A 26084-nucleotide genomic window follows, 5' to 3' on the forward strand; every position below is an offset into this window, starting at 1 on the left:
CCATGCAGACTGATCAAATCACGTATTCGAGCAACGATGACGAAGCCGCTGCTCGGGCAACCACGTACGAACAGAACGACCCCTTCCCTTCCATTCCTCGGGCACTCCTATCATCGGTGGAAATCGATGACTACGCCCGAGTAACGGGAATGCTTTTCCCGTTTTTCCCCAAAGCCCTCAAGTCGGCCTCTTACGAGGCTCACATCGGAGGATCCGCAATATGGTGGGACGAAAAAGGGAAAAGAATTGAGCGCACCGTTAAACGAGGTGAACAACTCGTGTTGGAGGCGAACTCGATAGTTTTTGTTCAAGTCGAACCCACATTCCGGCTGCCGGACTATATGGCGATTCGCTTCAACCTTCGCATCACGCATGTCCATCGAGGATTATTGCTCGGCACGGGCCCTCTGGTTGATCCGGGGTTCCATGGAAAGCTACTAATCCCTCTGCATAATCTGACATCGTCGCCGTATAACTTGAACACCAATGATGCCTTGATTTGGATTGAATTCACAAAGACTACGTTTGGGGCAGCCAGAACGGAAGACCAGCCAGCCGATCTAAAGAAGTTTGTTGGATTTCCCCCCAACAAACGGAATATGACCCCCGACGATTATCTCCGCAAAGCAAATGGCGGAAATCCGATCCGAAGCTCTATTCCCGACGCCGTTGGAGATGCGAGAAGATCGGCGAAGTCTGCCGAGCGGTGGTCAAAAACGATTGCCGGTATTGGCTTTGCGGGCTTCGTCGCCTTGGTGGTGGCGCTTTACGCCGTATATTTGCAAGTCGGCTCAATGATACAAAACTCAACAGCGCTTACCGCGTCTGTTCAGCAGATGCTATTGCCGGTTGCCGCAGACACCAAGGCCGGATCGGAAAAGATAGCCGCTGGACAGTCGCAGATGGATCGAATGAACCAACAGCTCGATCAACTGTCCCGGACGATGGAAACGAAATTAACAGACAGGGCCGCGGCCGCCCAAGCTCAAATCGACCGACTCACGCAGCAAACTGATCGGCTGAACCAGGATCTCGACGTCATAAAAAAATCAAAGCCTCCAAGACGCTCATCTCCCAAAAGGGCGCGCCCAGCTGCGGTTCGTTGAACCACTCTGTCTATTGTCGCACTCATTCCTGCGCCTGCCGCCAAGAGGGACGTTTCATGACGGCAACCCAGGACGCCATTTTCATCAGTCACGCCACGCCGGAGGATAATGCCTTCACGTTGTGGCTGGGCGGCCGGCTGACGGCGTCGGGCTATCAGGTGTTCGCTGATGTTCTGCGTCTCAAAGGCGGGGATGATTGGGAGCGTATCCTTGAAGATGCCATTCGTAATAAAGCCAAGCGGTTCCTGCTCGTTGCAACGCCGGGCGGCGTCCAGAAGCAGGGTGTCAGGAATGAGATCACCATCGCGGTTGAGACCGCTAAGCGCATAAGGGAAGACGGCTTTATCATTCCCCTGCGCCTCGCCGCATACGCAGCGCCCCTGCGATGAAGGCAATCATCCGCAACAGCCGCTGCGAATAAAAACGATCTAACGAAGTTTTTTCTCAATTCCTCGTCGTTGAACCGGGCCGCATGTCGATTTCAGCGATCCCGGCCTCTCCAGCCGCGGCGAAGCCGAATTTTGATCTGCATCAACGAAACTCGCGATGCAGGAGTTCATCATTATCCAAAGGCATTGCCTTGGATTGGGCCGATGAGAACAAACGCTCACGCAGGCATGCCTGCCTCTCCTCCGATCTCATCCCGCATGCGGCTCGCTATCTCGGTCGCTCTCTTCATTTCGTTGATTGAACACGGCTACGCGCAATCCCCTCAAGCGCCGATTCCGGTCCAGCCGAACATCGCGACGCTGCAGTCGCAGGGACACGTCTTCAAGACCGGGGAACCCTGCAAGCAGATGAGCGGCAAGTCCGGCATCATCAAGCGCGATGCGTGCCGGCGATGGTACTGCAGCCGCACCGATTACCAGGACATCACCGAGCGGCGGCCCAATTTCGCAGCCGACATGGGATGCGAATGGCAATTGGTCGGGCTGCATTGCCTGTGCCGACCGCCCGGCACGCCAGCGAAAGAAAAGTGAGGCGGCTGTATGGGTGCACCGCTGACTTTGAGGATGGGCGCGGCAGTTTTCGAGCGTGCTCGATTTGCCCGCTACGTGATGGCTGCGTTTGTAGCACTCTGTCTGGGATTCGCTCCCGCAACGCCGGCGCGCGCGGACGCCAGTATCGACGCCTGTTTCAACGCCGTCGCGGATGCGGCCAAGGCCGGTATCGATCAGGCGAAACTGGGCCCCGAGTTCGTTGCCAACGGTTGTGCGCAATGGGTCAATCCCGCCACGGCCGAGCTGTTTGCTGCAGTTGTCGGCATCGTCACAGCGCTCGAAGCCGCAGGCGCATTCAAGGGCGGTGACTGCAAGGATTTCATCAAGACAAAAATCGCGGCGGCTCTCGTCTCCGCGCTCGCTGGCTCCATCGGAGGCAACAGTCCGCTGTCCCTGATCGTCAATGCGCTGCCCGATTCCGCCAAGGCCAAGATCGAGCAGCTCGCCAACAACATCTCGTCGGCCGGCTCGGAAGCGGCTGCAAATGCGGCTGCGGAGCAGGCTTACGACCTGCTGGCAAACATTCCGGTGATTGGCCAGGCCATCAGCATGCTGCCCTGCGCCTGCATCGTCGCCGACGCCGCCATCAAGACCGGGAACGATCTGGCGAAAGCCGCCTCCGAAACCGGCGATTGCGGGAAGTTTGCGTTGCAATGCGTCGGCAACCCGCTCAAGTGCGCCCAGTCGCTGTTCGAGAGCGGCTGGGACGCGTTGCAGGATCTCGGCAGTTGGGTCTGGAACACCGTGGGCGGTCTGCTCAAGGACATCTGGTGCGATGGACCTGGTCAGGTCTGCAACTGGATCGGCTTGAAGAGCGTCTGCGGCTGCGAGGGCGATCCGCCGCCGCCCGTGCAAGTGGACTGTGTCGGCGGCGCGGCGCTGGGCGGCGACGTCAGAGACCTCGGCAACGGCGTCAAGATCTCGGTTTCCTCCAATGAGTTCTGCAGTTGCCCGGCCACCATGGCGTGGCAGCAGCACAGCAATGGCGCCTGGACCTGCAATTGTCCCAACCCGGGCGAGGTGCAGGTCGCCAAGGGCATCTGCCAGTGTCCCGAAGGCAAAGGCCTGCTCGACGGCTCTTGCCAGGCCTGCCCCGGCCCCCTTGTGCTGAAATATGGCGCCTGCACCTGCTCCGTCGAGGGTCAGCATATCAATAAAATCCTCGGCAACTTCAGTTGCAGTTGTCCCGACGGTCAGGGCACGGCGGGCAACAAATGCGCGCCTGCTTGCACCGATGTGAGCAAGACCCTGCTGGCGGACGGGACCTGCTGTTCGCCCTCGCAAGTGTCGTCGTGCGGCGTCTGCTGTCCCAGTGGATGGACGCCCGATCCCAAGAGCGGCAGCTGCATCATCGCGTTCACGCCCAAGCCCGGGGTCAAGACCTTTGCGCCGCAGAAGTCGAGGTAGTTGCCATGCCATCGACACGCCACCAACCGGCTTCAAAACAAGGGCAGACTGTGGCGATCAGTCTTTTTGCAGCGGTCGTGGCGTTCTTGAGTAGCTTTGGCGACGTCGGAAGCGCCATCGCGCAGAATGTTCCGACGGGTATCCTCACGCCTGGCAACGCTGCCGTCACCGGTTTCTCCGGCGCTATTCCGCCCGCACAGATTCCACCAGGCGTCGATCCGCGCGAAACAACCTTCATCGACCTCGACGGGGCTTCGGTTCGAATCGTCGACCTGCAGAACATGGCCGGGCCACCGAATGCCCAATTGGTTCCCGCCCCGAAACCCTTCACCGTCACGGCTGCGCAGGTCGGCCAGGTTTTCGGCATTGTGCTCGACAACAGCACGCCGCCAAATATCTATGTCGCCGCCACCTCCGCCTACGGCCTGCCGATCGTGGCGCCAGCCGCCGGCGGCCAGCCGCTTCACGTCAAGACTGGCGCGCCGAACGCCAGCTTCATGCCCGGCCTGTGGGGTGGCGCTGCGCCGAACGGCGGCCCGGGATCGATCTGGAAGATCGACGGCGTGACCGGTAGCGTCAGCCTGTTTGCCAATGTCACGCTCGATGGCGCTTCGAATTCCGGTCCTGCACTTGGCGGCCTTGCATTCGATCCGGATTCCAACTCGCTGTTTGCCGCCGATCGCGACACCGGCATGATCCACCGCTTCGCCATGACCGGCGCCGAGCGTGGCCGTTATGATCACGGCGTGCAGGGCCGCACGGCGCAGGGCCTTGCGCCGGTGCCGTTCGATCCCAGGAAGCGATTAGCCATCACGAATCCGAAGTTCGACAGCGAGCAGCCCGCGACCTGGTCCTATGCGCCGCCGGAGCGGCTGATTTTCGGTCTCGGCGTTTCGCGCGGACGTCTCTATTACGCGGTGGCCGCCGACCTGCAGATCTGGTCGGTCGGAATTTCGCCCGACGGATCGTTCGCCAGCGATGCCACGCGGGAGATCAGCGCCCCGCCGGCCGCAGGTCCGACCGAGATCTCGAAAATCACCTTCGACGATCAGGGTCGCATGTACCTCGCCGAGCGACCCGCTCCGGCTGGCGCCTATGACTTCGAAGCGCTGACGCCCGAAGGAATCGGCCGCATCTTGCGCTACGCGATCATCGGCTCCTATCCGGGCGCGCCCCGGATTTGGCAGCAGGTTCCCGACGAATACGCCATCGGGGTTCAGTCACAATACCGCAACGGCAATGGCGGCGTTGCCGTCGGTTTCAATTACGACGAAGCCGGTGTGCTCGACCGTGCCTCATGCGGCGGCTTCCTGTGGTCCACCGGCGAGCGGTTACGCAAATCGGCCGACCCCGGGCTCGCCGCACGGCTGCGGCAATCGGGGCCGGAAAATGTCGACGGCCTGCAAGGCAATCTCACCGAGCTCGTGAGGCCGCAGAATGTGCCGCCGCTCAAGACCTATTTCATCGACTACGACGATCGGGTCGACGATGACGCGGCGCGCGGCCACATGGGCGACATCGCGATCTGGCGCGTTTGTGGACCCCTGCTGCGCGGCGGCTGGATGCCCCCGGGCTGGATGCTTCCTGCCCAGCCGCCGGGCGGCGGCTCACTCTGGTTCCCGCCGCCGTCGAAATCCTGTCCGCCCGGCCAGATGCAGCCCGGCTTGCAGTGCTGCCCGACAGGCTCCTCGCCTGATCCGAGCGGCCAGTGCAAGCCGTGGTGCCCGAACGGCGCCATGGATCCGGGCAGCCAGGAACTCTGCGGATATGGCTTCGACAACACGAAGTTCGATCCGAACAATCCGGGCAATTCGAAATGCGTCGATGGCACCAGTCCCGATCCCGCCCTGGGAATGCTGGGTTGCGTGCATGCCTCGCCGCTGTTCATGGCATCGGTCTGCCCGGCGGGATGGTCGAAACAGAACGAACCCAAAGTCGGACTGGTTTGCGCGCCGACCGCAAAACAATTGTCGTGCGGACAAGGCGAGCAGGTCAGCCCGATCGACAACCAGTGCCACGCGCTCTGTCCGGGAGGCGGCACCGCCTGGCCGGCCGCCCAATGTTGTCCGCCCGGCGCGGTCGTCAGCGTCACCGGTCAATGCTGCCCGCCGGGCTCGAAGCCCGATCCCAAGTCCGGCAAATGCGGACCGCCGACCTTCTCTTGCCCGCCCGGTCAGCTCAGCAAGATCGACAACATCTGTTGCCCCGCCGGACAGGTCCCGAACAACGTCATCGGCGGCTGCTGCCCGCCCGGCACGATGCCGGATCCGGTCACCGGAATTTGCAAGCAGACCGCTTGCGCGGTGCCTCCAAACACCTTGGTCAATGGCAAGTGCTGTTCGCCCGACGATCTGAAGCCGGGCGGAGCGTGCTGGAATTGCGGGCCCGGCCAGACGCCGGTTGGCCCGAATAATTTCTGTTGCGATGCGAGCAAGGTCTACACCGACGCCAGCGGTGCCAAGGCGTGTTGTCTCAGCGGCGTGCTCAAGAACGGCCAGTGCATGGGCGGAACGCCGATGCAGCCTGGCTGCTCGCCGGGTTCGACCGATCCCAATTGCTGCGCCAGCGGCTACAAGCCGGCCGGCAACACTTGCTGTCTGGAAGGCCAGCTCACCACCAATGGCGTCTGCTGCCCGGCGGGGCAGACGCCCAGCGGCCCGAACAAGGATCAATGCCAGCCGACCTATACGGGCTGGATACCGCCCTGGTGGCCGAACGGAGACAAGCCGAAGGATGGTGGAGGAGAAATCCCAAAGATACCTGGCGGGGGCTGCACGGGTCCTGGTTGCTTCCCCCTGAAATTCTGTTGCGCCAGCGGCTTGATTCCGACCGCTGACGGCAACTCCTGCTGCGCCCCCAACCTGATGACCGTGTTCGGCACCTGTTGTTCTGCGGGCAATCCTCCCAATCCCAAAACCGGTCTGTGTACGACGACCGTCAAATCGCTTCAGAAATGTTCTCCGGGCTATACCCAGATTCCCGACGGCTCCTGCTGCCTGAATCGTTTCGTCAGCCCGGACGGAAAAACCTGCGCGCCGGGACCGGGCGGCCTGCCGGTCGTTCCCGTTCCGAGCATTGCGGGTTGCGGTCCCAACATGCACAAGGATCCCAGAAGCGGGTTGTGCGTGGCGGATCAGCCGGCGGGCGGGCCGAGGTCGCAGCGACCGACATGCGGGCCCGATCAGGTCCTGCGTGGAAGCGCCTGCGTGGACAAACCGCAGCGACGACCGACGTGCGGGCCCGGTCAGGTCCTGCGTGGAAACACCTGTGTGGACATACCCCAGCGACGGCCCAGCTGCGGGCCCAATCAGATCCTGCGGGGGAACACCTGCGTGAATATCATTCGGCGTCCAATCTTCACTCCCTCGATCCGCAGGTTCGATCGGCGTCCGATTTCTCCCCCTATGATCCGCAGGTTGGAGAGATAACGCCCGCGACGGTGGCTGGCGGCCTTTCCTATCCGGAACAGGCATGCGATGCTATGATACCCGAGGTTGCAAAGTCGTTTCATGCCGCGGCGGGGTGATGCCATGAGCCGGAACATCGTCTTGCTGTCCGACGGCACCGGCAATTCCGCGGCGAAGGTCTGGCGCACCAATGTCTGGCGCACCTTCGAGGCGCTCGATCTGTCGGACAACGACCAGGTCGCGTTCTACGACGACGGCGTCGGCACCTCGTCGTTCAAGCCGTTGGCGGTTCTCGGCGGCGCGTTCGGCTTCGGCCTCAAGCGCAATGTCATCGACATCTATAAATTCGCCTGCCGCAACTATCGCGACGAAGACGACCGCCTCTTTGGATTCGGCTTCAGCCGCGGTGCCTTCACGATCCGCGTCGTCATCGGCCTCATTCTCAATCAGGGACTGGTGACGGCCCAGGATGAAGCGGAACTCGACAAGAAGGCCCACGCCGCCTACCGCCAATACCGGCGCGAGCGGTACCATACGGTCTGGCACATCGAGGATCTCTTCCGCTGGATCCGCGATCTGTTTCTGCCGAAGGATTACGACAAGGCCGACAATCGTCCGGTCTCAAGGGTCAGCTTCGTCGGCGTCTGGGACACCGTTGCCGCTTACGGAATGCCGCTGGACGAGATGACGCGCGGCATCTCCAGGTACATCTGGCCGCTTGAGCTTCCCAACCATGCGCTCGACCGCGACCGCGTGATGCGCGCCTGTCAGGCGCTCGCACTCGACGAAGAACGAACCACGTTTCATCCGGAACTATGGGACGAGCGGGTCGAGCCTCCCGGCGAATTCGATCCGGACAAGGAACGCTTCATCAAGGACGAGCAGATCAGCCAGGTCTGGTTCGCCGGCGTGCATTCCAACGTCGGCGGCGGCTATCCGGACGATACGCTGGCCTACATTCCCTTCGTTTGGATGATCACCGAGGCGCAACGTTGCGGTCTGAAGTTCAAGTCGGATGCCGTTCCGCCGCCCGCTGTGCCGGCGGACCCCGATACGTTCAAGAACGCGGTCTCGAAGCGCGACAAGGACGGCCGCCTTTACGATCCTCGCCAGGGATTGGGCGGCTACTACCGCTACGGGCCACGCAAGCTGGTCCAGCTCTGCAACTACAAATACTCGAAGAATGCAGACGACCAAGTCGTGATCGAGCGGCCGAAGATCCACGAAGCCGTGTTCCGGCGGATAAGCAATCATACGCACGCCTATGCCCCGGTCGGCTTGCCGCCCGTCTACGACGTCGTCAAGGAAAATGGCGCCATCGTCACGCCCGTTCAGTACGGCTTCGAGACCGACAACGACGCCAGGCTGCGCGCTGACGCTCAGGAACATATCTGGAATGAAATCTGGAAACGCCGGATCGTGTATTTCGCGACGGTGGCGGCCACGCTGTGGTTGTTTGCCTTTCCGCTGCTCCGCAGCGCGCCGCGATCCGACGAATATTCCAGTCCGATACGCTGGGTATCCGATATCATCCGCATCGTCGGCAACTTCCTGCCCGGCTTCGCCGAGACCTGGATCAACGGCTTTGCGCGCAGCCCCGGCCAGTTCGTCGCGCTGCTGCTTCTGGTCGCCGGCCTGACATGGTTGGGAGCCAGAATCGCATCGCGGATATCCGACCGCATGGGCGCGATCTGGCGGGGAATTCCCGTTGCGCCACCAGGCCTGCCGGATAACTGGATTTACCGCCTCCGCAGCAGTCCATATTACATTGCGCTGCACGAGGGATTGAAGCGCAGATGGGCGCCGGCCTTCTTCGCGGCGCTGTTCGTATACCTCGGAGTCACTTTCGCCAGTCACCTGCTCTACAATGTTCAGGACGTTGCGGGCTGGACCTGCGTCGAGGACGGCGCCGCCAAGGGCCTTGCGCGAGGCGAAAAGCGCGAAGTCGAGTTCGTAACCTCGAACCTCTGCAACAGGACCGGGGTTTTCGTCGAGGGCAACGGCGCGAAGTATCACGTGGAAATCAAGGCGACCTCGCCCTGGCGCGACGGCGGCATTCCGTCGGAGCTCGGTGGATTCTACACCACGGATGCGCCAGCCTGGCATCAACGCGTGGCGCTCATGCTCGGCGGTCCGCTCCGCCGTGAACTGACGCGGCCGTGGTTCAGGCTGGTCCTCCGCTATGGCGCGACCGGCGGCGAGGAAGTGTTTCTCGATCCTGATCCCGAGGACGGGACAATCGAAGAGGTCATCAGACCGACCCGCAAGGGCGAATTGTTCGTCTTCGTCAATGACGCGGTGATCGGCATCCCCGGGCTTTGCGATTTTTTCTATCGCAACAATGAGGGCGCCGCAAAATTGACAATCACCCGGAGATGATGCCTGCCCACTGAACGCCACCCATGAGCATGCCTTGCGGTGCGATGGGATATGCCGCAATGCAGCGCGACCCGGCGCCGGCTTCCTCCGTCCGGCCTGCACAACAGAATTTCACCTCAATTTGTTTTCGTCTGACTGAATAGCGCAACGCGCGCTTCTCACCCGCGGAGGATGTGCTAACATTTTCCGCGTCTGATCCATCTCACCAGACCAAAGTTCGCCTCTCGGACGCTCAAAATAAATAACATACGCGGCCATACCGGCTGCATAGGGAGTGACGCGATGAAATCGGCTTTCAATCGATCTATCTTTGCGCTCGCAGCAATCCTGGTTGTCGCGGGGGCCAGTCAGGCTACCGCGCAGCAAAAGCCGCTGAAGAAATACGAATCCGGCACCAAGGAATTCTGGACCCACCCGCCGGATGACTGGTTCCTCGGTGATGAAAACGAAGCCCAGAGGGGCCTCGCGCCGCCCTCGGGCCCGCCGACCGGCGCATCGGAAGCCGAACTCGCGGCGATGATGAAGAAGATCAAGCTGCCGGCGGGCTTCAAGATCGAAGTCTACGCATCCGGCGTGCTGGCCGCGCGGCAGATGGCCTGGGGCGACAAGGGCACGCTGTTCGTCGGCTCCTTCGGCCTCGGCAACGTTTACGCAATCACCGAAAGCGGCGGCAAGAAGACGGTCAAGACGGTCATCAAGGGACTGCGGATGCCGACCGGCCTGGCGTTTCGCGACGGCGCGCTCTACGTCATCGATGTCGACAAGCTGATCAAGTACGAGAATGCCGAAGCCAATCTCGACAAGCTCGGCGCCGGCAAGGTGGTCTATGACGACATGCCGCCCTATATGGCGCACGGCTGGAAATATATCGCCGTGGACAAGGACGGCTGGTTCTATCTGCCGTTCGGGCCTCCCTTCAACATCGGGCTCCCGCCGACCAGCGTCTCGCAGATCCGCCGCGTCGATCCCAAGACCGGCAACGCCGAACTGGTGGCGCTCGGCGTCCGCAACAGCGTCGGCGGCGACGTCGATCCGCGCAGCGGCAAATACTGGTTCACCGAGAACGCCCGCGACTGGATGAGCGATGACATGCCGAGCGACAAGCTCAACATGATCTCGAAGATGGGCGAGCATTTCGGCTATCCCTATTGCCACCAGGGTGACCTGCCCGATCCGAAGTTCGCGATGGGCCACAAATGTTCGGAATTCACCCCGCCGGTACTCAAACTCGGCGCGCATGTGGCTCCGCTCGGCATGAAGTTCTATACCGGCGACCAGTTCCCCGCCGAGTACAAGAACAATATCTTCATCGCCGAGCACGGCTCCTGGAACCGGCATAAATATCAGGGTGCCCGGATCAAGCGCGTGATCGTCGGGGCCGACGGCAAGAACGCCAAGCAGGAGATCTTTGCGTCGGGCTGGCTCGAAGGCGACCAGGGCTATCTCGGCCGGCCGGCCGATATCGTGCTCGCCAAGGATGGCTCGATGTTCATCGCCGACGATTGGGCCGGCGCGATCTATCGCATTAGCTACAGCAAGAAGTAGGGCCGAACAAACAGAGGCTGCGGTCGCTCGGGAACGGGTGGCCGCAGCTTCTCTCGTTTGATTTCGGCAAGAGCGATGGAACACGTTCGTCATGCCCGGACTTGATCCGGGCATCCATCAAGAAGAACAAACATCTTGCGAGCAGGATGGATTGCCGGGTCAAGCCCGGCAATGACGACCGGGAGAAGCGTGGTGCGGATTGCCTTAGTCGGGATCTTGCTGGTTGCGGCCATTGTTGGTGCCGGTCCGGCCCAAGCCGCCGACATCGCCGCCGGCAAGCAAAAGGCCGAACTGTGCATCGCCTGTCACGGTGAAGGCGGCATTTCGCAGACCGAGAATGTTCCCTCGCTCGCGGGCCAGCCCGATCTGTTCATTCAGTGGCAACTGGTTTTCTTTCGGGCCGGTACACGCAAGAACCAGCAGATGCAGCCGATCATCGAACAGCTCAACAATGAGGATATCCGCAATCTCGGCGCCTACTTCGCCTCGCTCACCCCGCCCAAGGGGAAAGTAGACGACAATCCGAGTCTATCCCGCAAGGGCGCGCAGGCCGCCGCGGGGCGGCGCTGCGCCGCGTGCCATACCGACAGCTATGCCGGGACCAAGGCGGTCGCCCGCGTCGCCGGCCAACGCCAGGAATACCTCTTGAAGGCGTTGCACGACTACAAGTCGGGGGTGCGATCCGGCGGCGGCATGGCGGCGATGGCGGACGTCGCCTATTCCCTCAGCGAAGAGGAAATCGAGGCATTGGCCCATTATCTTGCGCATTTGTAGCCGCGCATTTTTGTATTCGTCGTCCCGGACAAGTGAGCGCAGCGAACGCGATCCGGGATCCATACCGCGTGATCTGTCGTTAGGGCGCCATGTCGGACGTTTTCGGCCACAAACTACCGCCGCGGAGTTATGGGTCCCGGCGTTCGCCGGGACGACGAGAGAGCGCCTCACCCCCGTTGCTTCTCATACGCCTTGAGATGCGTGTAGGCGATGCGCAGCCTTGGCACCGGCACCTTGGCGGCATCGCCGCGCGCAATCAGATCGCCGATCACGTGATCAGCCTCGACGGGCGCGCCCGCCTTGATGTCGCGAAACATCGACGCGGTGATCTGCGAGCCTTCGGCGGTCAGCAAGCCGCGCGTGCGCTGGAAGAACGGCCCGCTCGGCGCATGGCCCTCGGCTTCAGCAACCTCGCTGCATTCATCGAGCACGCCGAGGATGAAATCCTTGCCGCCGGGCGCCGCGAGGATGTTGCCGACCGAGCTGCGCATCAGGCAGGTCGAGGCCGCCAGCGAGGCGAGGAATACCCATTTCTCCCACATTTCCTGCACGATGTTTTCGCTGGCCACCGAACCGAACCGGCCGCTCGCCATCACCTCGGCGATGGCGCGGACCCGGTCCGACAACTTGCCGTCGCGTTCGCCGAAATTGAGCGATTGCATCGGATTGAGCTGAACCACCTCGCGCGCCTCATTGAGGGTGGCGGCGATCGCGCAGAGCCCGCCCAGCACGCGCTCGCGTCCGAATCTGGCGTCGAGCACGTCGAGATGCAGCATGCCGTTGAGTAGCGGGATGATCGCGGTCTGCGGCCCGACCGCCGGCGCAAACGACGTGATGGCGTCGTCGAGATCGAACGCCTTGCAGCTCAGCAATACGACGTCGAATTTTTCGTCGAATTTGCCCGCCTGCACGGTGGGTGGATTCTTCAGCGTCACGTCGCCGTTCGGACTCTTGATCACGAGGCCGGCGGAGGCCAGTTCGGCGGCGCGCTTGGGGCGGACCAGGAACGTGACGTCGCGGCCGGCCTCGAGCATCCTGCCGCCGAAATATCCGCCGATGGCGCCGGCGCCGACCACGAGAATGCGCATTGCTTGGCTTCCTTCTTGTTATTGTTGGACGGCGAATAGCGAATAGCGAATAGCGAATGGCGAATGGACTTTCCCTATTCGCTATTCGCCACTCCCCATTCGCTAGATTACTTCCCCGCAATCAGTTCCTCGACCTCGCGCAACTGCTCCTTGCCGAAGAACATCTCCTTGCCGACGAAGAAGGTCGGCGAGCCGAATGCGCCGCGCTCGACTGCTTCTTGCGTGTTCTCGATCAGCTTCGCCTTGACGTCCGGCTCCTGCGCGCGTGCGAACAGCTTTGCCGCATCGAGGCCGGACGCCGTGAGCGCCTCGATCGCCACTTCGGGGTCGTCCATCTTTTTGGGTTCGACCCACATGTGATGAAACGCCGCTTCGACATATTTCTCGAACACGCCCTCCAGCTGCGCAGCGACGGCAGCACGCATCAGATTGAGGGTGTTGACCGGAAAGAACGGGTTCCAGACGTAGGGCCTGACCTGGAAGCGCTTCAGGAAGCGTTCGGTCTCCAGCGCGTTGAACTCGGGCTTGTTCTTGACGCCGGCAAGCGTTTCGGCGGGGGATCTGTTGTTGGTGGCCTTGAAGATGCCGCCGAGCAGGATCGGCACATATTCGAATTTCACGCCGGTCCGCTTTTCGATCGCCGGAATCGCCTCATGGCTGAGGAAAGCGTTGGGGCTGCCGAAATCGAACAGGAATTGCGGGGCGGTCGGACTCAACGGCAGTCTCCCTGACACGACGGTTCTTATATGATCCCTGTCATTTCAACAGCGTAGCGGGTCGCATGTGCGGGATCAACCGGCGGCGCCCTCCTGCGCTTCGCGCTCGAACGCCGCTGCGGCGAGCCGGCGCGCGTGATCGCGCACGTCGGCGGGCCAGGAGGCGGTCCATGCCTGAAATCGTTCGGCGTCGCCTGCAAACAGCGCGCGCGCCACTTCCTCGTAATGCGGCTTGTTTTCCGCCATTGCGGCGATGAAGCGGTAAGCCGCTTCCCGCGCGTGCCTGATGCGGTCCTTGTCCCGGTTGGCGCGCCTGGCCTCGTCGACCAGTCTGCGCAGCGCTACCGACGCGCCGCCATTCTGCTGCGCCAGCCATTCCCAGTGCCGCGGCAGCAGCGTGACTTCGCGCGCGACCACACCGAGTTTGGGACGGCCGGGGCCGCGTGGTGCGGGCGGCGCGGCATCATCTTCCCGGGCAGGCGCGTCAGCCGCTTTGGGCAATCGCGCCAGCACATCCTCGACCGAGCCGCGAAAATCGAGGTCGATCGGGCCGCCGCTGCTGCCGTCGAACACCAGCACCGATGCATCCTTGCGTCGGTCGAGCGCCTCCTTGGCTGCGCGGGCAACCTCGCGCAGATCGCCGGATGCAATACAGCGGTCGCCATCGAAGGCGATGTAGGCGGGGTCGGGTCCCGGATTCATGACAAGCTCCTCAATTCCAAGCCTGTTATTATCCGGGTGAATTGGCATCGTCAATAACATCCGGGTAATATAGTCCGTTTGCGGCATCTCGACTTTCCGGTGTGCGGCTGGCACGACCACGCACCACCGCTGCCGATCCGCCGCGCTCCCGGGAGAAACGCCATGCTCACCGTCCATCATCTCAACAACTCTCGCTCCCAGCGCGTGCTGTGGTTGCTGGAAGAACTTGGCGTTCCCTACGAGATCGTCCGCTATCAGCGACAGCCGGACATGCGGGCGCCGGCGGAACTGCGCGCGATTCACCCGCTCGGCAAATCGCCTGTCATTACCGACAGCGGCAACACCATCGCCGAGTCAGGCGCGATCGCCGAATACATCGTCGACACCTATGGCGAGGGACGCCTGATCCCGCCGCCGAAGACGCCGGAGCGGCTGCGCTACACCTACTGGCTGCACTACGCCGAGGGCTCGGCAATGTCGCCGCTGCTGTTGAAGCTGCTGTTCACGCTGATGCCGAAGCGCGCGCCGGCGTTGCTGCGCCCGCTCGTTCGCAAGGTCTGCAATCAGGCGCTGACCACGCTGGTCAACCCGCAGCTCAAGCAGCACATGGCGTACTGGGAAGGCGAACTTGGCAAAAGCGAATGGTTCGCCGGCCGGGAGTTCACGGCCGCCGACATCCAGATGAGCTTCCCCTTGGAAGCCGCCGCTGCGCGCGGCGGGCTCGAGCAGGGCCACCCCCGGTCGATGGCTTTTCTCGAACGCATTCACGCCCGGCCGGCTTACAAGCGCGCGCTGGAAAAAGGCGGGCCGTATACGATCGGACGGGGATGATTTGCCTCCGGCTTCAACGCGAAAACGAATCTGACACCCACCAAACCACTGCCCTGACTAATGAATTATTATTACCCGGATTAAATTGACGGTTGCTTGGAGGCCTGCTATCGTTATCATAGTAGTGAGCAGGACTGCCCGAGGGCCGCGATGAATAGCGAAGACAAGAAAGCGGCCATCGCCGCCTACAAGGAACGCAAAACCGTCGCCGGGATCTACGTCATTCGCTGCAGCACCTCGGGTCAGGTCTGGGTTGGCCAGACGCCAAATCTCGACACCATCCAGAACCGGATCTGGTTCTCGCTCCGAATGGGTAGCAACTCCAACCGCGAACTCCAGAATGCATGGACCGCGCATGGCGGCAACGATTTCACCTTCGAGGCGATCGAGCGGCTGAAGGACGAGGAACTCGCTTACGTCAGAGACACGCTCTTGAAAGAACGCGCGGCGCATTGGCGGTCGGTGCTGAACGGATCGGTCGTCTAGACCCTCACTCCTGCGTCGCTACGATCACGTCGCTGAACAAGTGCCCGGATCGGCAGCGTGGTTCTAGCGAGCCTTCTGGGCCTCGCCAACGGAAGGCAGCGCCCTGACGGTGACGCCGGGCGGCGGGACGTCGTCGTCGGGCACGAAGAAGTCCGACATCAGCGTGACCTTCGGATCGACCCGGTAACGCTCGAAGTCGCGCACACCGCTTTCATAGAGTACCTTGTCGTCGATGCAGAACTGCCCGGTGAACTCACGCGACGGTCTGGTGAAAATGGCATAGGCGGCATCGCCCATGATCTCAGGCGTCCGGCTGGCGCGCATCATGGCGTCTCCGCCCAGGAGATTTCCAACCGCGGCGGTGGCGATGGTGGTGCGCGGCCACAGTGCGTTGACGGCGACACCTGCGGATTTCAGCTCGGCAGACAGGCCGAGCACGCACATGCTCATGCCGAACTTTGCCATGGTGTAGGCCGTGGAGTGCTCGAACCATTTCGCCTGCATGTCGAGCGGCGGCGACAGCATCAGGATGTGCGGGTTTGCGGCCTTCTTCAGATGCGGGATGCAGTATTTCGACACCATGAAGGTGCCGCGGGTGTTGATGCCCATCATCAGGTCGAACCGCTTCATGTCGGTTGCTTGGGAATTGGTCAGGCTGATGGCGCTGGCATTGTTGACGCAGATATCGATGCCGCCGAATTCAGCGACGGTCTTGTCGATCGCCGCCATCACCTGGGCTTCCTCGCGGATATCGCAGAGGACCGGCAGCGCCTTGCCGCCGGCGGCGCGAACTTCGTCGGCGGCGGTGTAGATCGTGCCCTTGAGTCTCGGATGCGGCTCCGCTGTCTTGGCGGCGATCGCGATATTGGCGCCGTCGCGCGCGGCGCGCAGCGCGATCGCCAGCCCGATGCCGCGGCTGGCGCCGGATATGAACAGCGTCTTGCCCTTGAGCGAAGTCATGTTGCCTCCCTGCGGCTACTCCCGCCGCTCCTGGTCTATTGTCCCGCGGCTTCCGCGCCACGGGTACGCGGATCGGGTGCGCCGAGCAATCCGCTCGGCGTCACGGCGATCGAATTGGCCGAGGTCTGGCCGAGCGGTTCGATCACCTGATGGCCTTTTTCCCTGAGCGCGGCCAGCGTGTCGTCGGCGAAGCCGCGCTCGACCCGGACCACATCCGGCAGCCATTGATGGTGCAGGCGCGGCGCCGCCACCGCCTGCGCGACGTCCATGCCGTAATCGAGTACGTTGACGATCACCTGCAGCACCGTCGAGATGATGCGGCTGCCGCCGGGCGATCCCGTCACCAGCACCGGCTTGCCGTCCTTGAGCACGATGGTCGGCGACATCGACGACAGCGGGCGCTTGCCCGGGCCGGGCAAATTGGCCTCGAACCCGACCAGACCGAAGGCATTGGAGGCACCGGGCGCCGCGGTGAAGTCGTCGAGTTCGTTGTTGAGCAGCACGCCGGTGCCGTCGGCGACCAGGCCGACCCCATAGGGGAAATTCAGCGTGTAGGTATTGCTGACGGCGTTGCCGCGGCTGTCCACCACCGAGAAATGCGTGGTGTTGCTGCCTTCGCGCGGCGGCGTTGCCGCCAGCACATCGGTCCATGGCGTCGCGCGATCGAGATCGATGCTGGCGCGCTGTTTGGCGGCATATTCCTTCGACATCAGCGTTGCGACCGGCGCGCTGATGAAGTCGGGGTCGCCGAGGTAGCGCGCACGATCGGCATAGGCGCGTTTCATCGCCTCGATCATAACGTGCAGCGAAGCGGCCGAACCCCGCTTCATCTCCGGCATCGGAAACCCTTCCAGGATGTTCAATGTCTCCAGCAGCACGACGCCGCCCGACGAGGGCGGCGGCATCGAGATGATATCGAAGCCGCGGTAGCTGCCGCGCACCGGCGCGCGAATCACGGGCTGATACGATTTCAGATCGTCCGTCGTCATGATGCCGCCGGCGTCGCGAATCCCCGCCGCCAGCCTTTCGGCGACCGGGCCTTCGTAAAAACCGCGCGATCCCTGTGCTGCGATAGCCGAAAGCGTTGCCGCCAGGTCGGCCTGGACCAGCCTGTCGTCTTCGCGCAAGGAGGTGCCGTCGGCGCGCGAGAATATTTTGGCCGAGGCCGGCCAGCGTGCCAGCCGCCGCGCAATCGCGGGCAAGGTGTCGGCCATGTCGTCGGCAATGATGAAGCCATCGCGCGCCAGCTCGATTGCCGGCTTGAGCAGATCCGCCAGCGTGAATTTGCCGGAGCCGTATTTTTCCAGCGCCAGCGCCAGGCCGGCAACGGTGCCGGGCACGCCGATGCTGAGCGCGGAATCGCGCGACTTGGCGATGTCAGGCTTGCCGTCGGCGCCAAGGAACATGTCGCGCGTGGCGGCCGCCGGCGCGGTCTCGCGATAGTCGATGGCGACGTCCTCCTGGCGCTCCGCCGAATGGATGACCATGAAGCCGCCGCCACCGATATTACCGGCGCGCGGATAGGTCACTGCCAGCGCAAAGCCGGTCGCCACTGCGGCGTCGATGGCATTGCCGCCCTGCCTCAGTATATCGGCCCCTATTCGTGCGCCGATCTTCTCCTGCGCGACCACCATGCCGTGTTCGGCGGCAACGGCATGAACGGTGCCCGTGGGCGGAGGAAGGTACTCGCGCCGCTCCTGTGCGCCCGCTGGCAGGCAAAACGCAGCAACCAGTGCGATTGCCGCAAGGAACCTGCGCCGCTCGGCTGTGAACAAAACCATCAAATCTTCCGTCCTGATCTTGGGCTTGGTGAAATGACGCAGGGCTCATGGGTGCCAGGAATGCTATATGGATTTCGGCGTAATAGGCAAAACGCCTGTTCGTGATTCGGCGGAAGATTTTGAGCATGACAATTGCTGCTTCGGATGCGCGCATTGCAGGTGTGCAAACCTATCCGCGTCGCGCCGCCGTCATCAGCTGGATATTTTTCGATTGGGCCGCCCAGCCCTATTTCACGCTGATCACGACCTTCGTGTTCTCGCCCTATTTCGCCACCCATGTGGCGAAAGATCCCGCGAGCGGCCAGGCGCTGTGGGGGTTCGCCACCGCTGCCGCGGGGCTGGTGATCGCGCTGCTGTCGCCGGTGCTCGGCGCGATCGCGGACGCCAGCGGCCGCCGCAAGCCGTGGATCGCCGCGTTTGGCGCGCTGCTGGTGATCGGCTCCTCGTTGATGTGGTTCGGCAAGCCCGGCGACCCCAGCGTGATTCCGGCGCTGTTGCTCGCCTATGGGATTGCGACCATCGGCGTCGAATTCGCCACCGTCTTCAACAACGCGATGATGCCCTCGCTGGTGCCGCCGGACAAGATCGGCCGACTGTCCGGGACCGGCTGGGCCACCGGCTATGTCGGCGGCATCATCTGCCTGATCCTGGTGCTCGGCTTTCTGGCGGCAAACCCCGATACCGGGCGCACGCTGTTCGGGTTTGCGCCGCTGTTCGGTCTCGATCCCGTCAGCCATCAGGGCGATCGCATCACCGGCCCGCTGACCGCTGTCTGGTTCATGATCTTCGTCACACCGATGTTCCTGCTGACGCCGGATTATCCGGCGAAGCTCCCGGTGCGCGAATCGCTGCGCGCGGGATTGACCGAGTTGAAGGAAACGCTCGCCGAGTTGCCGCAACGGAAGTCGTTGGCGGCTTTCCTGCTCGCCAACATGGTCTACACCGACGGCCTGATTTCGCTGTTCGCGTTCGGCGGCATTTATGCCGCCGGCACCTTCGGCTGGCACACCATCCAGATCGGCACCTTCGGGATCATGCTCGCCGTTGCCGGGACGATCGGCGCATGGCTCGGCGGCAAGCTCGATGATTCGCTGGGACCGAAACGCGTCATCGCCGGCAGCGCGTTGATCCTGTTGTCGTCGGTCGTGGCGATCCTGCTGGTGGACCGGGATTCGATCCTGTTCGTCAAGGTTGCGCCGCCGGTGCCGGGCGGCGCGCTGTTTTCCGGCGCCGCGGAGCGCGCCTACCTGTTGCTCGGATGTCTGATCGGCATGGCCGGCGGCCCGCTGCAGGCCGCGGCGCGGACCCTATTGGTCCGCCTGGCGCCGAAGGACCGCATCACGCAATATTTCGGACTGTTCGCGCTGACCGGGAAAGTCACGTCGTTCGTCGGGCCGCTGCTGATCGGCGCCATCACCGCCGTGACCGCAAGCCAGAAGGCCGGCATGGCTGTGCTGGTGGTGTTCTTCGTGGCGGGATTGGCGCTGTTGTCACGGGTAAAGGAATAAACCACCCTCGTCATGCCCGGGCTTGACCCGGGCATCCATCGCACTTCGCAGAACGTTTTCGCAAGGCGATGGATTGCCGGGTCAAGCCCGGCAATGACGGCATCGGCCAATGCCTTGATAACCCAGTCGTCACGTGTCGCGCTGATAATGCGTATTCACGGTAACGGCGCCGACGGCCCGCGACACGCAGGGACAGATCTTGCCGTTCGCCTTCTTCTGGTGATCGCTGAAGAAGACGTCGCGGTGGTCGATCTGGCCGTCCACTGCAACGACGTCGATCGCGCATACACCACATTCGCCGCGCTCGCAGTCCGAGATCACCTCGAAGCCGGCATCGTTGAGCGCATCCAGCATCGATTTGTTTTCGGGAACCACGATCTCACGGCCGGAATGGCCGATTCGGACCCGGAACGATTCGGTCGGCAGCAGGCCGCTCGAGCCGAAGGTCTCGTAGCGCAAATCGGCCGGCGGGCGCCCGGCCGCCGCCCAACTGCGCCGCGCCGCGTCGAGAAGGCGCATCGGACCGCAGACGGCGGCCAGCGCATCCGGAGGCAGACGGCCGAAGGTCTGGTCCAGGTCGATGCGCCGGCCTTCGTCGCTTGCGTGGACGATCAGACGATCTCCGAGCAGGTCGGTGAGTTCATCGAGATAGGCGGCGTCGTGCCGCGACCCGACCGCGTAGTGCAGCTCCAGTTCGGCGTTCCGGCGCATCAACGCGCCGGCAATGCCGATGATCGGCGTGACGCCGATGCCGCCCGCAATCAGGCAATAGGACTTGCGCGACCAGTCGATTTCGAACAGCGAGGCCGGGCTTGAAACGTCGATGCGCGCGCCAGGCTTCAGCGACCACATATAGAGCGAGCCGCCGCGGCTGTCGGGTGCGCGCCGAACCGCAATCCGGTAGCCGTCGGGGCTGACGTCGCCGACCAGCGAATAGCAGCGCGTCTCCGGCCGTCCGTCGATCAACACGCCGACGTTGATGTGGCTGCCGGGCGCATGATGTTCGACGTGTGAATCGTCCGGCCGCAGCACGAATTCGCGGATCGCCGGCGCGACGTCGCGAACGGCGTGAACGGTGCATTTCGTCCATTTGCACTCAAACCGCATGTTCTCAAAACCCTATTCGGTGACGGGAGAACGGATCAGCGCCAGCGCCGGCAACAGGTCCAGATGCGTCCGGTTGCGCAGCGCCAGCCGCAGGTTCCGCGCGGCGAGCCGCGCATGCTCGCGCATCACCGCCTCCGCCCTCGCCCCTTCCCGGTTCTCGATCGCATCGACGACGATACGGTGATGGTCCTGTGCAATGATCAGGATCTGATGCGCTTCCGGCAGCACGGATTGCGCCATCACGAAGGCGCTGGGTGATGCGAACGGCAGCGCCGAGGCGCGGTCGATCTGCCGGATCAGGGGCGCGCTGCGGGATAATTCCGTGAGCAGCGCATGAAAGCGCGCATTCATCGCGACATAGGAAGAGAACGCTTCCTCCGAGACGGCATCCGGCGTCACCAGTTGGTCCAGTTCCGCCAGGCTTTCCTTCAGCGGCTCGAGATCGCGCGCCGACACGCCGCGCTCGGCGGCGAACCGGGCGGCGAGACCTTCGAGCACCCCGCGCAGCTCGATCGAGTCGAGAATGTCGCGTTCGGTGAACGCCTTCACCATGAACCCGCCGGACGGAATCGCTTCCAGCAGGCCCTCCTCCTCGAGCCGGACCAGCGCCATCCGCACCGGCGTTCGCGATACGCCGGTGGTCTCGACCGCCTGCAGCTCGGAAATTCGCTCGCCGGGCCGCAGCCGGCCCGAAAGGATCAGGTCGCGCAGCGCGAGCTGGGCGCGCACCGTATGCGATACCGCGCGGTCGGGGTCGCGTTCGCTCATCTGCTTACTCCGCCGCCTGCATTGCCGAAGGCGGGTTCTCCCTGATAACCATGCGGTCGATCATGCGCCGCGCCCACATCGCGCCGGCATCGATGTTGAGATTGTAGAAGACGCGATCGGGGTTCTCGTCGATGGCGCGCTGTTGCGCTTCGAGGATCACTTCATCTTCGCGGAAAATGCCGGAGACCCCTTCCCGGATTTCCGTGGTGAGCCGTTGCTCGGTCCGGCGATAATTGCGCGCGAAGGCCCAGAAGTAGTGGCACGTCGTCTCTGTTTCCGGCGTCATGGTATTGAGCACGTAGCCGTTGACGCCCTGTGAGCGATCGCCTTCCGGCGCGCCGGTGCCTGATGGCGCCACCCCGACATCGATATTGACGGTGCCGGGCGCCTGAAAGTGAATGATCTGCCAGCGATCGACTGGTCCCGGCTTCTGCAGCTGGGCGGCCCAAAACGGCGGCGGTTCGATGCCTTTCATCCAGCGGGTCACGGTCACGGTCTTGTCGCCATGGGTCACATCGAACGGCGCTTCGGCGACGGCGTCATTGCCGATGCTGCCGCCATGCACGAAGGTCTCGTGCGTCAGGTCCATCAGATTGTCGACGACCAGCCGGTAATCGCATTTGACGTGGATGGTCTTGCCGTCGCCCGCCCAGGCCGGATCGTCGTTCCAGTGCATGTCGGGCACCAGCGCAGGGTCGGCCATCGCCGGATCGCCCATCCATAGCCAGACGAAGCGGTGACGCTCGACGACCGGATAGGCGTGCACGCTGGCCGACGGATTGATGGTCTCCTGCGACGGCATGAAGGTGCAGCGGCCGGACGGATTGAATTTCAGGCCGTGATAGCCGCACACCACATGGTCGCCTTCGAGGCGGCCCTTCGAGAGCGGCACCAGGCGATGCCAGCAGGCGTCTTCCAGCGCCGTCACATGGCCGTCGGCCTGCCGGTACATCACCACGTGCTTGCCGCAGATCGTCCGCGGAAACAGGGCGCGCTTGATATCGGCATCCCATGCGGCGGCGTACCAGGCGTTCATCGGGAAGGGACGGGTCATACGAAAATACCTCTGAAGGGACCGGGTGCATCCCGACTGTATACAATACCGCGAGAAATAACAATGCCGTAGGGAAAATCGGCTATTTTCCGACTAAAATGTATACATACTCATAAAATATCGTTGAATTCGAGGGAGTTAGACCGCGAAGCCTAAAGCGTGATGGCATTAGGTTCGATAGCCTGAATTTTTGAGGTAGTTGGCGCATTCTTGGGGTGTGAAGGCGTTGAGCAACTGACCGATTACGGCGCAGACCGCATCGACGGTTCGCGCGGCGGCCTTTCGGAGCAGATGTTTGAGCTTGGCAAAGACCTGTTCGATCGGGTTCAGGTCGGGTGAGTATTTGGGCAGAAAGAACAGCTTGGCACCGGCAGAACGGATGAGCTGACGCACGCTCTTGCTTTTGTGGCTGCCGAGATTGTCCATGACGACGATGTCGCCGGGCCGCAGGGTCGGCAGGAGAGCCTTTTCGACATAGGTCCGAAAGCTCTCGCCATCGATCGGTCCCTCGATGAACCATGGCGCATCGATCCGGTCATGGCGCAGGGCCGCCAGGAAGGTCATGGTCTTCCAGCGCCCGTGGGGAACCTTGGCGGGCAGTCTGCGCCCGCGCAGTGCCCATCCCCGCAAGGGAGCCATATCGGTCCGGGTCCAGGTCTCGTCGATGAAGACCAGCCGCTCAGCTTCGACGCGACCTTGATACTTTGTCCACTGGGACCGCCGCCGCGCCACGTCGGGACGATCGCGCTCGCCAGCCACCACGCTTTTTTTTGAAGCTGAGCTTCTCGGCATGCACGAAGTCCCACACCGAGTGGTAGTCGACCTTCAGGCCGCGTCCGGCGAGTTCGGCAACGAGCCCGCGTATGGTGAAATCGCTGTCCCTGAGCCGCTGCGACAGCCAGACCGCGTGGTCTCCCGAAATTGCTTTCGGCTTGTGGCCACCCATCTGGCCAGGCTCAACGCTGCCGGTCTCCTCGACCCGCTGCATCCAGCCGATGGCCGTGCTGATCGCGACCCCAAACCGCTTGGCGGCCTGATTGCGGGACATCCCTCCCTCAATTGCCGTCACGACACGCTTGCGCAAATCCAGAGAGTAAGGCTTGCCCATACATGCTGGCCTCCTAACCCAGCCTGCATGGTGAATCAGAAACACGCTGATTTGGGAATCCCAAATCGATTCAACCTAACCCCATCCCGCTTTAGCACGCCAGCGCAGGACCAATTTTCCCTTGTCATGCCCGGGCTTGGCTTGACCCGGGCATCCATCACACTTCGAAAATCCCCTTGCGAGAACGATGGATTGCCGGGTCAAGCCCGGCAATGACGAGCTGTGTTAGTGCCGGAAATGCCTGACGCCGGTGAACACCATGGCGATCCCGGCATCGTCGGCGGCCTTGATGACCTCGTCGTCGCGGATCGAGCCGCCGGGTTGAATGACCGCGGTGGCGCCGGCCTCGATCGCGACCAACAGCCCGTCGGCAAACGGAAAGAACGCGTCGGAGGCGACCACGGAGCCCTTGGTCATGGGCTCAGCCAGCTTCGCTTCGGCGGCGGCATCCTGCGCTTTGCGCGCGGCAATACGCGAGGAATCCACCCGGCTCATCTGTCCGGCGCCAATGCCGACAGTGGCGAGATCCTTGGCGTAGATGATGGTGTTGGATTTGACGTGCTTGGCGACGCGGAACGCGAATTTGAGGTCGCGCAGCTCCGCTTCCGTCGGCGCCCTCTTGGTCACCGTCTTGAGCGTGATGTCATCGACCACGGCGTTGTCGCGGCTCTGTACCAGCAAGCCACCGGCGACGGTCTTCGCGGTCAGGCCCGTCGCGCGCGGATCGGGCAGGCTGCCCGCGAGCAGCAGCCGCAAGTTTCGCCGCTTGGCGATGATCGCAATGGCTTCCTCGGTCGCATCGGGGGCAATGATGACTTCGGTCAAAATTTCGGTGATGACGCGCGCCGTATCGGCATCGAGCGTCCGATTGACGGCGATAATCCCGCCATACGGCGATTGGGTGTCGCAGGCGAAGGCCTTGCGATAGGCGCTGATGAGGTCGGCGCCCTCGGCGACGCCGCAGGGATTGGCGTGCTTGACGATGACGCAGGCCGCGGTGCGCGCCGGATCGAATTCGGCAATGCATTCATAGGCGGCGTCGGTGTCGTTGATGTTGTTGTAGGAGAGTTCCTTGCCCTGCAGCTGCCGCGCCGTGGCGACGCCCGGGCGCTTGTCGGGCGTGCGGTAGAAAGCGGCGGTCTGGTGCGGGTTCTCGCCGTAGCGCAGCGCCTGGATCAAGCGTCCGCCGAAGGCGCGATAATCCGGCGCGTCGGTCTTGTTCTGGGCCGCAAACCAGTTCGAGATCGCCGCGTCATAGGAGGCGGTACGGGCATAGGCCTTGGCGGCGAGACGGCGGCGCAGGGTCAAGGTCGTCGCGCCCTGGTTGGCGGCGAGTTCGTCGAGCACCGCCTGATAGTCCTGCGCCTCGACGACGACCGCAACGTCGTCGTGGTTCTTCGCCGCGGCGCGGATCATCGCGGGGCCGCCGATGTCGATGTTCTCGATGCACTCCTCGTAGCCGGCGCCCTTGTCGACGGTGGCCTCGAACGGATAGAGATTGACCACCAGAAGGTCGATCGGCGCGATGCCATGGCTCTTCATCGCCGCGGCATGTTCGGCATTGTCGCGGATCGCCAGCAGTCCGCCATGCACCTTCGGGTGCAGGGTCTTGACCCGGCCGTCCATCATCTCTGGAAAACCCGTCAGTTCCGAAACGTCCCTGACCTTGAGGCCCGCGGCGACAATCGCCTTCGCGGTGCCGCCGGTGGAGACCAGCTCGATGCCGTGGCCGGCCAGCGCGCGGGCGAATTCGATCAGCCCCGATTTGTCCGAAACGGACAACAGAGCGCGGGTTACGCGGCGCGGACGGTCGGTCATGGGTTCAATCCTGCAAAACAGGCCTGCCCGGTAGCACGGTTTGATGCGGCGTGAAACCGCCGCCGGCTCGGCACCCTGGAAATTGCGGGGATAGTGGCGTCCAGCTTCCGGAAGGCTTTCAGGCGGCCTTTGCCTTGATGGTCGGGATCTGACTTACATCCTCGGTTTGCTCGGCATGCCAGGTGTCGTAAGCGCTCTGCATCCGGGTCCAAATTCCCGCGCCGTCGCCAAAGAGCTTGCCGAGCCGAACTCCGATAGCGGGGGATACAGGCTTTCGTTCCTGCAGGATGTCATAAAGATGCTGGCGCGAAATCCCGAGCAAGCTGGCGATTTCGGCCTTGGTCCGGCCGGTGGCCGGAATAATGTCATCGCGAAGCAACGCGCCGGGATGAGTGGGGCAGCGATTCTTGCCGCGCTTTGCCGCATAGGCCATGTTTGCTCCTTCGAGCACGATGATATTTGATCGAAGCCGGACACTCAAACTATACTCCGTCATTGCGAGCGCAGCGAAGCAATCCATTGGTGACGTAGCAAGGTT

22 protein-coding genes are annotated in these 26084 nt (G+C 62.8%); 11 read left to right on the plus strand and 11 right to left on the minus strand.

Annotation, left to right across the window (positions count from 1 at the left end):
• Nucleotides 1-2 precede the first annotated feature (2 nt).
• The 8 genes from KMZ29_RS01265 (at nucleotide 3) to KMZ29_RS01300 (ending at nucleotide 11619) form a co-directional block, all read left to right on the plus strand.
• Nucleotides 3-1106: a dCTP deaminase domain-containing protein gene (locus KMZ29_RS01265; RefSeq protein WP_215622129.1), complete on the plus strand. Its 1104-nt coding sequence runs from the start codon at nucleotides 3-5 to the stop codon at nucleotides 1104-1106.
• A 56-nt stretch (nucleotides 1107-1162) separates the two neighbouring features.
• Complete coding sequence (locus tag KMZ29_RS01270; RefSeq protein WP_215622130.1) at nucleotides 1163-1495, plus strand: toll/interleukin-1 receptor domain-containing protein; 333 nt, start codon at nucleotides 1163-1165, stop codon at nucleotides 1493-1495.
• A 132-nt stretch (nucleotides 1496-1627) separates the two neighbouring features.
• Nucleotides 1628-2086 carry a hypothetical protein gene (locus KMZ29_RS01275; protein WP_215622131.1) on the plus strand — a complete coding sequence of 153 codons (459 nt, stop codon included), beginning with the start codon at nucleotides 1628-1630 and terminating at the stop codon, nucleotides 2084-2086.
• 78 nt (nucleotides 2087-2164) lie between these two features.
• A complete protein-coding gene (locus tag KMZ29_RS01280) occupies nucleotides 2165-3514 on the plus strand; it encodes a hypothetical protein (protein ID WP_215622132.1) in 1350 nt (449 codons plus the stop codon).
• Between the two features lie 77 nt (nucleotides 3515-3591).
• Nucleotides 3592-6942: an NHL repeat-containing protein gene (locus KMZ29_RS01285; protein ID WP_215622133.1), complete on the plus strand. Its 3351-nt coding sequence runs from the start codon at nucleotides 3592-3594 to the stop codon at nucleotides 6940-6942.
• Nucleotides 6943-7044: 102 nt separating this feature from the next.
• The gene (locus tag KMZ29_RS01290) at nucleotides 7045-9300 is read left to right on the plus strand and encodes a T6SS phospholipase effector Tle1-like catalytic domain-containing protein (RefSeq protein ID WP_215622134.1); all 2256 of its coding nucleotides are present in this window, start codon (nucleotides 7045-7047) and stop codon (nucleotides 9298-9300) included.
• Between the two features lie 282 nt (nucleotides 9301-9582).
• Nucleotides 9583-10845 (plus strand): PQQ-dependent sugar dehydrogenase, encoded by a 1263-nt coding sequence (locus KMZ29_RS01295; protein ID WP_215622135.1) that lies wholly within the window; start codon nucleotides 9583-9585, stop codon nucleotides 10843-10845.
• A 198-nt stretch (nucleotides 10846-11043) separates the two neighbouring features.
• Entirely contained in the window at nucleotides 11044-11619 is a 576-nt protein-coding gene (locus KMZ29_RS01300; protein ID WP_369810153.1) for a c-type cytochrome, read from the plus strand.
• Nucleotides 11620-11786: 167 nt separating this feature from the next.
• Here the strand turns inward: KMZ29_RS01300 and panE are convergent, their stop codons facing one another.
• From panE to KMZ29_RS01315, 3 genes are all read right to left on the minus strand, one after another.
• On the minus strand, nucleotides 11787-12707 hold the full coding sequence (panE, locus tag KMZ29_RS01305; protein ID WP_215622137.1) for a 2-dehydropantoate 2-reductase: 921 nt from the start codon (nucleotides 12705-12707) through the stop codon (nucleotides 11787-11789).
• Nucleotides 12708-12814: 107 nt separating this feature from the next.
• Nucleotides 12815-13423 (minus strand): 2-hydroxychromene-2-carboxylate isomerase, encoded by a 609-nt coding sequence (locus tag KMZ29_RS01310; RefSeq protein WP_215622138.1) that lies wholly within the window; start codon nucleotides 13421-13423, stop codon nucleotides 12815-12817.
• 75 nt (nucleotides 13424-13498) lie between these two features.
• Nucleotides 13499-14125, minus strand: a complete 627-nt coding sequence (locus KMZ29_RS01315; protein ID WP_215622139.1) for a DUF2239 family protein — start codon at nucleotides 14123-14125, stop codon at nucleotides 13499-13501.
• A 162-nt stretch (nucleotides 14126-14287) separates the two neighbouring features.
• Between KMZ29_RS01315 and KMZ29_RS01320 the strand changes: the two genes are divergently transcribed.
• Nucleotides 14288-14956, plus strand: coding sequence for a glutathione S-transferase family protein (locus KMZ29_RS01320; RefSeq protein ID WP_215622140.1), 669 nt, complete (start codon nucleotides 14288-14290; stop codon nucleotides 14954-14956).
• A gap of 150 nt (nucleotides 14957-15106) precedes the next feature.
• A complete protein-coding gene (locus KMZ29_RS01325; protein WP_215622141.1) occupies nucleotides 15107-15442 on the plus strand; it encodes a GIY-YIG nuclease family protein in 336 nt (111 codons plus the stop codon).
• 63 nt (nucleotides 15443-15505) lie between these two features.
• Here the strand turns inward: KMZ29_RS01325 and KMZ29_RS01330 are convergent, their stop codons facing one another.
• Complete coding sequence (locus KMZ29_RS01330; RefSeq protein WP_215622142.1) at nucleotides 15506-16402, minus strand: SDR family oxidoreductase; 897 nt, start codon at nucleotides 16400-16402, stop codon at nucleotides 15506-15508.
• A gap of 35 nt (nucleotides 16403-16437) precedes the next feature.
• Nucleotides 16438-18183, minus strand: coding sequence for a gamma-glutamyltransferase (ggt, locus tag KMZ29_RS01335; RefSeq protein ID WP_215622143.1), 1746 nt, complete (start codon nucleotides 18181-18183; stop codon nucleotides 16438-16440).
• Between the two features lie 125 nt (nucleotides 18184-18308).
• On the opposite strand from ggt, the gene KMZ29_RS01340 reads away from it, so the two are divergent.
• Nucleotides 18309-19691: an MFS transporter gene (locus KMZ29_RS01340; RefSeq protein WP_215622144.1), complete on the plus strand. Its 1383-nt coding sequence runs from the start codon at nucleotides 18309-18311 to the stop codon at nucleotides 19689-19691.
• Nucleotides 19692-19820: 129 nt separating this feature from the next.
• On the opposite strand, the gene KMZ29_RS01345 is transcribed toward KMZ29_RS01340, so the two are convergent.
• The 6 genes from KMZ29_RS01345 to KMZ29_RS01370 all read right to left on the minus strand — a co-directional run bounded on the left by KMZ29_RS01345 (nucleotide 19821) and on the right by KMZ29_RS01370 (nucleotide 25979).
• Entirely contained in the window at nucleotides 19821-20798 is a 978-nt protein-coding gene (locus tag KMZ29_RS01345; protein ID WP_215622145.1) for a PDR/VanB family oxidoreductase, read from the minus strand.
• Nucleotides 20799-20810: 12 nt separating this feature from the next.
• The gene (locus KMZ29_RS01350) at nucleotides 20811-21566 is read right to left on the minus strand and encodes a GntR family transcriptional regulator (protein WP_215622146.1); all 756 of its coding nucleotides are present in this window, start codon (nucleotides 21564-21566) and stop codon (nucleotides 20811-20813) included.
• Between the two features lie 4 nt (nucleotides 21567-21570).
• Complete coding sequence (locus KMZ29_RS01355) at nucleotides 21571-22620, minus strand: aromatic ring-hydroxylating dioxygenase subunit alpha (RefSeq protein WP_215622147.1); 1050 nt, start codon at nucleotides 22618-22620, stop codon at nucleotides 21571-21573.
• Between the two features lie 168 nt (nucleotides 22621-22788).
• A protein-coding gene (locus KMZ29_RS01360; RefSeq protein ID WP_369810016.1) for an IS630 family transposase occupies nucleotides 22789-23728 on the minus strand; the annotation gives its coding sequence in 2 pieces (ribosomal slippage) (nucleotides 22789-23391 and nucleotides 23393-23728; 939 coding nt in all).
• Nucleotides 23729-23953: 225 nt separating this feature from the next.
• Nucleotides 23954-25546 (minus strand): bifunctional phosphoribosylaminoimidazolecarboxamide formyltransferase/IMP cyclohydrolase, encoded by a 1593-nt coding sequence (gene purH / locus KMZ29_RS01365; RefSeq protein WP_215622148.1) that lies wholly within the window; start codon nucleotides 25544-25546, stop codon nucleotides 23954-23956.
• A gap of 118 nt (nucleotides 25547-25664) precedes the next feature.
• The gene (locus KMZ29_RS01370; RefSeq protein ID WP_215622149.1) at nucleotides 25665-25979 is read right to left on the minus strand and encodes a HigA family addiction module antitoxin; all 315 of its coding nucleotides are present in this window, start codon (nucleotides 25977-25979) and stop codon (nucleotides 25665-25667) included.
• Nucleotides 25980-26084 lie beyond the last annotated feature (105 nt).

This window comes from Bradyrhizobium sediminis (assembly GCF_018736085.1).
Taxonomy (GTDB): domain Bacteria; phylum Pseudomonadota; class Alphaproteobacteria; order Rhizobiales; family Xanthobacteraceae; genus Bradyrhizobium; species Bradyrhizobium sediminis.